This is a genomic window from Vallitalea sp., from assembly GCF_025211055.1.
Lineage (GTDB): Bacteria > Bacillota > Clostridia > Lachnospirales > Vallitaleaceae > Vallitalea.
This window is the reverse complement of sequence record NZ_JAOARO010000001.1, coordinates 1-10,418: the sequence shown is the minus strand read 5'-3', so window position 1 is coordinate 10,418 and position 10,418 is coordinate 1. Positions and strand designations below refer to the sequence as shown.

Below are 10,418 nucleotides of genomic sequence, written 5' to 3'. Positions count from 1 at the left end.
CAGGAGTAATTACATAATAATCTAATTGATGTATATATTCATTAAATAAATATGACTTTATATCATCTTTGTATAACATCTTTCCACGAAAACAAACCAACTCATTATAAAGTTTTTCGTTTATATTATTTTCATTATCCGGTATAAATACACATGTCTCATACAACTCATTATCAACTTTATAAAAATAACGACACAAATAACCAAACATATCCACTACAGAATCTCTTACAATAATATCTTTTGATTGAGAGTTTGCATTTAATCCTAAAATCAAAAACAGTAGTATTAAAAAATATTTATTCATAATCTTTATACTGATCTTTACTTCTATCCAGAAACTCGTTTAGTTTGTTTCACTTACCGTATAATCCAACAAGTCGATATATTATTCAAAACACAACAATAGTTCATTTTCAATAAACACTCTTAATTTAAAAACAACATCATTAGAATAAATATTATAACTAACCCTCAATAAACAAAATCTATATAAAGATATTCATTCGTTTTTGATCTATGATATTTAGCTAATGTATATTCTGTTGACAAACCTCTTCGTATATCTATCATAAAATCATCAGTAACATCAAAATATCTGTATGCATCTCTTATCTCAAATACTGTTCCTCTCAATTTTTGCCTTCCAAAATAGATCATAAATATCCCCTCTTTTATTCTTTTATCAGGAATAAGAGTTGTCCCACTAAATAATAATATATTACTTTTTCGTCTATTTATTCCACTAGGAATATTATAATCAGGAAGTAAATCATAGAACATATTCTTATAATTACCGCTTGGACTCAGGTTTGCTGTTTCTGGAATTATTACATAATAATTTAGGCTATGTATATACTCATTAAACAAATATGATTCAATCTTACTTTTAAACAACATCTTCATTTTATTTGTAATAAGATGGTTGTGCAGATATTCATCAATATTATTATCTTTTGAAGGCAAAAAGATACATGTCTCATACAATTCTCCTTCTACTTTATAAAAATAACGACACAAATACCCAAACATATCCACTACAGAATCTCTTACAATAATATCTTTTGATTGAGAGTTTGCATTTAATCCTAAAATCAAAAACAGTAGTATTAAAAAATATTTATTCATAATCTTTATACTGATCCTTACTTCTATCCAGAAACTCGTTTAGTTTGTTTCACTTACCGTATAACCCAACAAGTCGATATATTATTCAAAACACAACAATAGTTCATTTCCTATAAACACTCTTAATTTAAAAACAACACCATTAGGATAAATATTATAACTAATCATCAATAAACAAAATCTATACAAAGGTATTCATTCGTTTTTGATCTATGATATTCTGCTAATTTACTAGGCGATCCACCTCTTCTTATATCAATCATAAAGTCATCTAAAACATTAAGATATTTAGTGGCATTTTTAATTTCAAATATTGTTCCTCTCAATTTTACTCTTCCAAAATATACCATAAATATCCCCTCCTTTATCCTCTTTCCAGAAATTAAATATGTTCTACTATATAGTAACGTATTTCTTTTTGAATAATCAACATTTGAATGCACCACTCTTTTAGGTAACATTTCATATATCAACACCTTATCACTCTTAAATGAATTTGAGTTAATTACTCCAGGAGTAATTACATAATAATCTAATTGATGTATATATTCATTAAATAAATATGACTTTATATCATCTTTGTATAACATCTTTCCACGAAAACAAACCAACTCATTATAAAGTTTTTCGTTTATATTATTTTCATTATCAGGTATAAATACACATGTCTCATACAATTCATTATCAACTTTATAAAAATAACGACACAAATAACCAAACATATCTACTACAGAATCTCTCACAATAATATCTTTTGATTGAGAGTTTGCGTTTAATCCTAAAATCAAAAACAGTAGTATTAAAAAATATTTATTCATAATCTTTATACTGATCCTTACTTCTATCCATAAACTCGTTTAGTTTGTTTCACTTACCGTATAATCCAACAAGTCGATATATTATTCAAAACACAACAATAGTTCATTTCCAATAAACACTCTTAATTTAAGATCTGTTTACATAATAACACTAATACCATAAGATTATGTATAGCTTCTCTAAGCTAATCAGACAAAACAAACTTTAATCTTTCTCCTGTTATTTTCCTATCAACATTCACTAGTGCTTTGCTTTTTATCTTCATAGTGCAATCATCTAAAAATAGTTTGTTATAATTTAAAAATCGGATTATTTCTTTTTATATGATAAAAATCCATCTTTTTATTAACAACAACAGTTGTATCCGGATTATCTACAAATCCTGTTATTATTTTAATAAACTTCCAATCATCAAGTTTTAAAGTAATACTCCCGTCGTATGCTTTGTACTCTTTATTCCGGTCTGTTACAAACAGTCCACCAATTGGAATATTTTCAAAATCAGTCAATACAAATTTCACACTATCTATAAAGTTCTTATTATCAGATACTATTAAAACAGAGTCCTTTTTAGGTGTATTGGTTAAACTAAGATAATTTCCTTTAACAAATTCATATCTTCCAACCGAAGTTATTTCACGCATACCTCTACTTATTCTTAGAACATAACTAGAATCATCATTAATACTAAGTTCTCCTTCATAATTTTTATTTTTTAATGTATACACGCCAGACAGATTGTTGTTTAAAGCAGAACAACTACTCAACACAATAAACAAACACAACAAAGCATATCCTGTCTTTAATTTCTTAATCATTAACACCGTATCATTCATGGTTCTATTATCTAAAATAAGAATTAATTTCTTAAGGTTTTTCTTTAATCTTATAACAACAAAAGTTATGTAACTATTCCGACTTTTCAATTTGCACAATATTATAAACTCCCCGGTTAGAGTTAATGTATCTGTTAGTTGTTATATAATAAAATGATACCAACATAACCATAATCAGAACCGCCATTATTGTTAAGTATACGTTCATGTACTCTATAATTATTAGCATCTACTAATTGTATACGTATGGCTGAAACAGGATTATTCCCATACATACAACTATACAGAAACACAAATATTATTATTAAAACTATTCTTATATTACAACTCATTACGACTCTATTTTTGATCAGGTATACTCTTAGTAATAAACAATATACAGGTTGCTTAAAAGTATTAATGACTATAAACTTTCACCAACTCTTCAGATTGAAAGATATACTCTCTACTAAAATACTCTTTTCTTAAAATAACACCCTGTTTTAAATCTATAAATAATCGCAAATCATATTCTCCTGAACAGTCAGAATATTTTGTATAGTATATCTCATATACATTATAAGTATAAAATCTGTTACACAAAAAAGTATCTTGTTCTATCTCTTTTACACAAACAGGTACTGCATTTTCATAATCACAAAGATTATCAATAGTACTGTAATCTTCTCCTCTTATAGAGGAATTTCTAAGTTCCGTTACTCCTTCTAAGCATAGGTTCTTATTCTTGCGAACCATAAAATAATCAATAATAAAGAAAGGGGTTATATTCTTCAAACTATAATAACTCAAAACAATTGTGTCTTGAGAATAATATTTAACAAACATAAACTCAGAACTATCTCTGTTTTTCCTTATACTATTGTAAATAGTGTATTTAAAGGTCTCTTTATAATTAAGTCTTTGACCTATACTATCTACACAAGATAAAAATACTATAATAATAAGTGACAAATATTTCATTATTCGAATATCTTTTTAATAATCAAACCCTTACAAAAACAAGTATTATCAAACACTTATGCATCTATTCTCTTTCATAGCTTTATTTAGTTTAATATGATATCTTACAGCATAAATTAACGTTAACAATGGTACCGAATAATAATAACTAATCAAGCCTACAATCCACAAAATAACATCAAGTGTAAAATAGAATAGTCCATATATAAACTATTATTCCTGATATACTATTAGGAGTTATCATTTACAAAAAGTTCTGTAAACATATAATTACCACCTATTTACAATTGCTTTTTATTTATCAGATGGAACTATGCACTAAAATCATACCATGTAATAAAAGCCTTTACTCATACTTCGTTTCAATTTATTCCAGACTTATATCCGATAATACATATTTACTAAAACACTTCTCACTCTTAAAAGGACTTGAGCTACAATATCGTTCAAATAAAACTGTATCTCCTTTTATTATCCCTTGTTTTTCTCTATAGGTTCCAAAATCTCCACACACAAAATACTCAATTTTGATTTCATTTTTCTCCACTCTCCAGTATCCTATATATTTAGCACTATTCCAATCTATTCCAACAATATCCTGATCTCTCAACTCTTCATTTCCCTTCGAAACAAAATACATCATACGACCATCAGGATAAAAGCCAATTCCAAAATGTTTCCTATCTGATAAATATACACTTTCAAAAGAAAGTTTATCTGTTTCTCTAAAAGGGGTTTTAAGTATTCTAAAATTAGCTTTTTTTGGTCGGCATTGATCTCCTAACCATTGCCCTTTGTGCACAAGACACGAAGTACATAAGAATACTAAACAAATTATTGTTACTATTTTTCTCATTTTTAACGAGTATTTGAGTTCACACCTCTACTAATATGCTGTTACCGTTATTGTATTTTTCCTTTTTCAATGGTCTGATGAAGCTCGCATAGCAATCATCTCTGTGTACTCTGTAAAGAAATTTTCATGCTCGTTTTTCGCGCTTCTTTCCATCTATTACACATATACATTCTGACCATGTTATTACAACAATCGTACTCTTATTTAAGAGTATTTCTCATGCTTCGTCTCATATATAATAAACTACTATATTTGGTATACAACTCATAATTATCATATTACTCTTTTTTACAAATAAGAGATACTCAAAATTTATTATTGGAACTGTTTACGTTAACATCTGTATAACTTTCAATACATATATTCAATAATAATATACCTATTATCCTTGGCTTCATGGTATTTTGCTTCGAAATGTTTTGTAGAATTTCCTCTTTTTATATCTATCTTAAAATTATCATTTACCGGCAGATACTCCTTCGCATTATTTATGGAAAAGGTTATACCATTAATTTTTTGCCTCCCAAAATAGATTAGGTAAATACCATTCTTTAGGCTTTTATGGTCAATATGATGAAGATCACTATTGTATAAAGTTCTTCCTACTTTATAAGTATCGATATTCTCTGGTATATCAGGTAAATCAAGCTTATCTAACATATCTTTTATAAGATACTTATTCTTCCCTCGGTAATGCAAATTACTTCTAATAGGATATATTACATAATAATTAAGTTTATGAATATATTCATTGAAAATATAAGATGTCACCACATCTTCAAACAACATTTTTCCATTATTTACAACAAGTTTATTGTGTAATATTTCATCAATATTATTCTCATCTGAAGGTAAGAATATGCATGTTTCATGAATTTCATTATCTATCTTGTAAAGATAACGACATAAGTATCCAAATATATTAACATTTGTATCTTCAATTAAAACATCATTATTTTGAGACATAACATTAAATGTCAAAAAAATAAATACTATAAATAAACTACATTTACTCATACCTTATACAAAGCTCATATTTTACAGAAACCATTTACTATCATTACACTTACTCCCAACCATATAGCCACTAATCATTCAAATGGTAATGTATCATGCAAAGTAAGAATAGGTACATAAACAGTAACATACCTATTGTCAATACCTCCTGTTGCATTATAGTTTCTGAATCTTATTTTTGCAAAACCTTCTTCCTTATATATTCTTCGTACAACCACTTTACGTGGAGCTCTAATTAGAGATAGACAATTTTCGCTCCATTTTTTCATAAAACCCTCTCTATCACCTTTCAACATATATTGGTTATACAATTTTGTAATTACACCCCCTTCTTTATAAGAGTTCCCACAATAAACAGACTCATCAACTTCATTTTTCTCAGATAAGTAATAACAATATTTAGTTTCATGTGTGCAGGATTGACAAACAAATAAAACTGTTATAATCAACATTAAACCTCTAATAATTCTTTTCATATTTATAGCCTTGTTTTTTCATTATATGTTAACCTAGTTTAGCAAAAATCAGAATATAGAGTCTAAAGATATATTTAAATCAGACTTAAACTCATTTTACTATTTTTGTTTTTAGGTAAAAAGCAAAAATAATTACCTATGATAAAAAATATTATCACTACACTATTGATTGTGATCGTATTCTGTTCTTGTAAAAATAGAGCTGAAATAATTATAATAGGGGATTGGAGTATTTCTGAATACTATGGAGACTTCACAATAATAGATAATAATTTCAACATGCATGAGGATAATACCTGTATGTTACCAATGTCAGAAATAGAAGATAAATATACTGGTCTCACAAATGGAAGATGGACTTATCATACGAATGATAATATCAACTATTTAACAATAAACTCACGTAATAAGAACTTCAACAATACATTTGAGATTGCTGAGTTAAAAGAGAAACAATATCCTGTTGGATTAAGTAACCTACAGTTAATGACCTTAATATGCAGAAAAGACAGTATCATTTCTAAAATTCGACCTCTATTTAATATTTCATGTACTTCAATTTTCACATACTATTTCATAAAATATCGTATATAAATATTTACTAATGACACAAATAGAACTACATTTCATCTTAAACTATCATATTTATAGATATAAACATCATCATAAATATTATAATATCTATAATTATAATTTGGTTTTATTAGTCTTATTATTTCCTTTTGAGCATTTCCTTTGCCCGTATATTCTTTTAGAAGAAATATTGTATCATTTTTTATAACACCCTCATTAATCATTGTATATACACTACCTGTACTTTGAGCTATCCATTCAATTTTAATTATAGAGTCTATAACGGTATAAAATGCATTTCTATCAAGCTTTAAGTTGTCAGAAATATCAGTAGACATTATTGGGCTATCATAAACCCAATTATCCTTCGAAAAAACAATATACTTAAAAGTAAAATTATTTTGTTCCATTCTGTATACTCGTCCTGATTCTAAACAATTTCCCTTACGAATATCATAAAGAGAAAAATATTTTCTCGCAAAGTCATTATTATTTAAATACTTATAATCATCCGACAGCTGTCTACTCTCTCTAAAATAAAATTTACAAGAACTAAGGCTTATCAAAATCATAAAGAGAATTAATTGGTTTTTCATTTGTAGATCCATTTAAATATTGTTTAACTCTAAATCTCGAAGGTTGTGAACTACCATTTTCATACGGTACAAATAAGTGATGAAATGTTGTATTAAACTTATATCTAGAAAAAGATTCCATAGAATCATACATTACATTTGAAGGCCAGAAAGACCTATACCCTGTTCTACTAGTCATTTTAACAACTCCAAATTTATTACTCACAACACCTCTTTCAATTCCGTTATTACTTAACATATCAAATATAGTTTGATTGTCATAATTCTGCCCATTAATCATTCTATCATGATCATAAGTTGCTTTTTGAAATGACATTCCATAATACAAGTCAAACGAATATTTAATATTTATATCACCTAACTTAAAAGTTGCATTTAAGAATTGATATTTTTATTCGTGAAGCTATAGAGCGCAAAGCTTTTTCTCATTAACCACAAAGCATAAAAAACCTCCCATTTCAGAGAGGCTTAATATCTCAATTTCTTACTCCAATCACTGTCCACAAAAAAGGATTAGCTCCGCTGAGCTAGCAAACTCGCTTTTGAGGCAGCCTTATATTTTATTTCTTATTCTATTTTAATTACCAAAATCCCATTTTATAAATCTTATAATCGTATGCGGATCTACTATCTACCAATACTTTAAACCTTTTCCTAAACTCAAAACGTGGACGCACAACTATTCTGCCCCCTTTTCCTTCGTCTAACAATTTAGGAGTTCCAAATTTGAAGTCAGATTCTAGAACAATGGGGATATCTCTTCCTGTTACTTTAGTAAATCTATTTGAATTAATAACTAGGAAACTAATCCAATTCACTATTTTTCCAACAGAATCAAACACCGAACGCTTTGAATAGTATGTATCTAGCTCAAGCAAGAAGGTTGTATCACTTACAGATAATGTAAGATAATACCCCATACTATCAGAATTAAAATTATTTGAGACTACAGAACTATCCATCGCTATTGCAATTATAGTATCCACTTTTGGAGGAAAATCATATTGAATTCTATACTCTTGCGAAAAACTCGACAATTGCATTACCACTAATAATATAACGTAATATCTCATTTTTATCTATTTCTTAAAACCACTATAACTTTTAAAGGAATCTAATAATATATTGAATTGTCCTGCATTAGTACCTAAATTACTAATGTTACCTACAGGTATTTGTGTATTAAATCTACCTTGTTTTCTTAAATTCATATTTCCATGTTGGTCTACCTTATATAAATGTCCACTATTATCATATGATTGAATAGCATAATATGGGAATTTAGCATCAATTGCACCTTGCTTATCATTCTTATCACCATCATATGAAACACCTGGTTCATTATACTTCTCTTTCACAAAGCTAATTGATGTTCCTCCAAATGGATCATGTTTAAACTTACTTCTTCCTCCTTCAACTAAAGGATAGGTATGAGCCTGCCCAATAACTATTTGTCTTAAATCACCATCGATTGTTGTGAAATCAGGATAGAAATTATATGTAACTTCAAAGTTGGAATTTGTTCCATTCACATTAGTATCAACAACAGCCTTCAATACTACATTTTTAGGATCAGATACTAATCTACTGAAGAATCTATATAAAGCGTTTTAATCATAAATTTATCACTCCCATTCGCCTTCCTGCATATTTTTGACATTATGGTTAATGTTCTAACAGGAGCAACACCTCCCCTATTATCGTCAAAATCAGATACCAAATCAGAAAGTTTACTTATTTTATTTATTATTTTATCACAATTTTTGTTTAAAACTATTTTATAAGAATTCTTCCCATCTGATATTTCATAAACTACAGGAAAATAGAACCTATAATACTCTATTATCTCAAGCTCTATACTAGCCGAATGTTTTGAATAAAGACTGTCAATAGAATTTATTATACAACTTCTTCTATTCACAAAATTCCAAATAGTCGCAATATCATTATTAAAGATATTTGCATAATTAGGATACGAGTAAGCAAAATTCTTACTCTCAGGAGGTGGTTGTTTAAACTGTACAAATGAAGTAGTATCCAATCTAAAAGAATCTATTAAACAGTTTACTGTCAACTGATTCCATTTAGCAACATCTATTTCATGTAAATTATCATCCAAACTCTCGTGATTAACACTACATCCGATACACAACAACAATAGCACATAGTTAAACGATTTTATTGTTACAAATATCTTATTCATAAACTCTTTGATTATTAATTCCAGAACCTTTAATATACTTACCATTTCTGTAGTAAATTTTCTTATGCCTTCTATTAAATTGTTTAACACTATTCAAATATTTCTTTCTTCCTTTGAGTGCACACCTTTCTTCACTGGTGCATACTCAGTTGTTTTTTTTTGGGGATAAAAACCTGAATACTTATCATTCTTTCCTAATTCCTTACCATAAAAATCATATCCCGAATAGTTCTTCCTCTCTCCAATACCAAGTTCCTTTCTTATTGAGTTTTCAATTTCCAAAGCAGGTATTTCTTTTGGAGAAACTCCTTCAATTAGATATCCATTTTTCTTTGCTGACAAACCTCCCTTTAGTTCCATATTAAAATGACTTAACTCATGCCCTAACGCAGCTTCTGTGCTACCAGGTGCTCCATCCTTTGGCTTTGCCATTTCACTAAAATTTATAGTTAGCGTTGAATATGCTTCCTTTCCTGATGCTTTATTTCCATTACTTCCCCACCGAACTTCATTATCATTCCCAGCATAAATCACAAGTGTTTTACCACTTTTTATTGCTTTTTGTAATTGTTCATACCCCGTTTCACTATTCATTGCTAATGAAAACATATACTTCCAAACTTTCGCTTGAAATTCAGCAGTTCCTGCAATCACCAATTCTTTTCCATCCGGATCAATATACTTTATCGGATTATCAGCACAATATACATACGGAGACCATTCAAGGTATTTACCAGCCAAAGGATCAACACTCACAAACCTACAAGTCCAAGCAGCGTAACACCTTGCGCCGTAATAGTACATTCTTGTTTGTCTCACATTACTTCTTTTTTATCTGTGTTCGACGATTACTTCGTAATTCGTTGTTGCGTTCTTTGCCGGTGTATTTGTATCGTTTTTGAGATATGTTTGTGTTATGTTTTTGGTAACTTGTTGTGCTAAATAGCTTATGAT

General features: G+C 28.3%; 16 protein-coding genes. 1 reads left to right on the top strand and 15 read right to left on the bottom strand.

The features are described 5' to 3' along the window. From N4A55_RS00080 to N4A55_RS00040, 9 genes are all read right to left on the bottom strand, one after another. The coding region (locus N4A55_RS00080) for a hypothetical protein (RefSeq protein WP_293753342.1) at positions 1-307 on the bottom strand (307 nt) is incomplete at its 3' end. A gap of 167 nt (positions 308-474) precedes the next feature. Further along, the gene (locus tag N4A55_RS00075) at positions 475-1,128 is read right to left on the bottom strand and encodes a hypothetical protein (protein WP_293753341.1); all 654 of its coding nucleotides are present in this window, start codon (positions 1,126-1,128) and stop codon (positions 475-477) included. A 167-nt stretch (positions 1,129-1,295) separates the two neighbouring features. Further along, entirely contained in the window at positions 1,296-1,946 is a 651-nt protein-coding gene (locus N4A55_RS00070) for a hypothetical protein (protein WP_293753340.1), read from the bottom strand. Positions 1,947-2,237: 291 nt separating this feature from the next. After that, the gene (locus tag N4A55_RS00065) at positions 2,238-2,882 is read right to left on the bottom strand and encodes a hypothetical protein (RefSeq protein ID WP_293753339.1); all 645 of its coding nucleotides are present in this window, start codon (positions 2,880-2,882) and stop codon (positions 2,238-2,240) included. A gap of 35 nt (positions 2,883-2,917) precedes the next feature. Further along, positions 2,918-3,115, bottom strand: coding sequence for a hypothetical protein (locus tag N4A55_RS00060; protein ID WP_293753338.1), 198 nt, complete (start codon positions 3,113-3,115; stop codon positions 2,918-2,920). A 64-nt stretch (positions 3,116-3,179) separates the two neighbouring features. Next, on the bottom strand, positions 3,180-3,743 hold the full coding sequence (locus tag N4A55_RS00055) for a hypothetical protein (RefSeq protein WP_293753336.1): 564 nt from the start codon (positions 3,741-3,743) through the stop codon (positions 3,180-3,182). Between the two features lie 367 nt (positions 3,744-4,110). Continuing rightward, entirely contained in the window at positions 4,111-4,599 is a 489-nt protein-coding gene (locus tag N4A55_RS00050) for a hypothetical protein (RefSeq protein ID WP_293753335.1), read from the bottom strand. 351 nt (positions 4,600-4,950) lie between these two features. After that, entirely contained in the window at positions 4,951-5,616 is a 666-nt protein-coding gene (locus N4A55_RS00045; RefSeq protein WP_293753333.1) for a hypothetical protein, read from the bottom strand. Between the two features lie 74 nt (positions 5,617-5,690). Continuing rightward, positions 5,691-6,092: a hypothetical protein gene (locus N4A55_RS00040; protein ID WP_293753332.1), complete on the bottom strand. Its 402-nt coding sequence runs from the start codon at positions 6,090-6,092 to the stop codon at positions 5,691-5,693. Positions 6,093-6,230: 138 nt separating this feature from the next. Here N4A55_RS00040 and N4A55_RS00035 point away from each other — a divergent pair, with 138 nt between their 5' ends. Further along, a complete protein-coding gene (locus tag N4A55_RS00035; RefSeq protein WP_293753331.1) occupies positions 6,231-6,686 on the top strand; it encodes a hypothetical protein in 456 nt (151 codons plus the stop codon). 32 nt (positions 6,687-6,718) lie between these two features. Here N4A55_RS00035 and N4A55_RS00030 read toward each other — a convergent pair whose 3' ends face one another. The 6 genes from N4A55_RS00030 to N4A55_RS00005 all read right to left on the bottom strand — a co-directional run bounded on the left by N4A55_RS00030 (position 6,719) and on the right by N4A55_RS00005 (position 10,268). Next, complete coding sequence (locus N4A55_RS00030) at positions 6,719-7,075, bottom strand: hypothetical protein (protein ID WP_293753330.1); 357 nt, start codon at positions 7,073-7,075, stop codon at positions 6,719-6,721. A 142-nt stretch (positions 7,076-7,217) separates the two neighbouring features. Beyond that, the gene (locus tag N4A55_RS00025; RefSeq protein ID WP_293753329.1) at positions 7,218-7,577 is read right to left on the bottom strand and encodes a hypothetical protein; all 360 of its coding nucleotides are present in this window, start codon (positions 7,575-7,577) and stop codon (positions 7,218-7,220) included. A 265-nt stretch (positions 7,578-7,842) separates the two neighbouring features. Continuing rightward, a complete protein-coding gene (locus N4A55_RS00020; RefSeq protein WP_293753328.1) occupies positions 7,843-8,334 on the bottom strand; it encodes a hypothetical protein in 492 nt (163 codons plus the stop codon). Between the two features lie 6 nt (positions 8,335-8,340). Then, positions 8,341-8,817 carry a hypothetical protein gene (locus N4A55_RS00015; protein WP_293753327.1) on the bottom strand — a complete coding sequence of 159 codons (477 nt, stop codon included), beginning with the start codon at positions 8,815-8,817 and terminating at the stop codon, positions 8,341-8,343. 23 nt (positions 8,818-8,840) lie between these two features. Beyond that, positions 8,841-9,554 (bottom strand): hypothetical protein, encoded by a 714-nt coding sequence (locus tag N4A55_RS00010; RefSeq protein ID WP_293753326.1) that lies wholly within the window; start codon positions 9,552-9,554, stop codon positions 8,841-8,843. 3 nt (positions 9,555-9,557) lie between these two features. Further along, positions 9,558-10,268, bottom strand: coding sequence for an RHS repeat-associated core domain-containing protein (locus tag N4A55_RS00005; protein ID WP_293753325.1), 711 nt, complete (start codon positions 10,266-10,268; stop codon positions 9,558-9,560). Between the last annotated feature and the right edge of the window lie 150 nt (positions 10,269-10,418).

Coding starts and splice junctions, on each gene's coding strand:
- N4A55_RS00075 (WP_293753341.1), bottom strand. CDS start 1,128: ATGAATAAATATTTTTTAATACTACTGTTTTTGATTTTAGGATTAAAT.
- N4A55_RS00025 (WP_293753329.1), bottom strand. CDS start 7,577: ATGTCATTTCAAAAAGCAACTTATGATCATGATAGAATGATTAATGGG.
- N4A55_RS00055 (WP_293753336.1), bottom strand. CDS start 3,743: ATGAAATATTTGTCACTTATTATTATAGTATTTTTATCTTGTGTAGAT.
- N4A55_RS00040 (WP_293753332.1), bottom strand. CDS start 6,092: ATGAAAAGAATTATTAGAGGTTTAATGTTGATTATAACAGTTTTATTT.
- N4A55_RS00005 (WP_293753325.1), bottom strand. CDS start 10,268: ATGTACTATTACGGCGCAAGGTGTTACGCTGCTTGGACTTGTAGGTTT.
- N4A55_RS00030 (WP_293753330.1), bottom strand. CDS start 7,075: ATGGAACAAAATAATTTTACTTTTAAGTATATTGTTTTTTCGAAGGAT.
- N4A55_RS00045 (WP_293753333.1), bottom strand. CDS start 5,616: ATGAGTAAATGTAGTTTATTTATAGTATTTATTTTTTTGACATTTAAT.
- N4A55_RS00035 (WP_293753331.1), top strand. CDS start 6,231: ATGATAAAAAATATTATCACTACACTATTGATTGTGATCGTATTCTGT.
- N4A55_RS00020 (WP_293753328.1), bottom strand. CDS start 8,334: ATGAGATATTACGTTATATTATTAGTGGTAATGCAATTGTCGAGTTTT.
- N4A55_RS00060 (WP_293753338.1), bottom strand. CDS start 3,115: ATGAGTTGTAATATAAGAATAGTTTTAATAATAATATTTGTGTTTCTG.
- N4A55_RS00070 (WP_293753340.1), bottom strand. CDS start 1,946: ATGAATAAATATTTTTTAATACTACTGTTTTTGATTTTAGGATTAAAC.
- N4A55_RS00050 (WP_293753335.1), bottom strand. CDS start 4,599: ATGAGAAAAATAGTAACAATAATTTGTTTAGTATTCTTATGTACTTCG.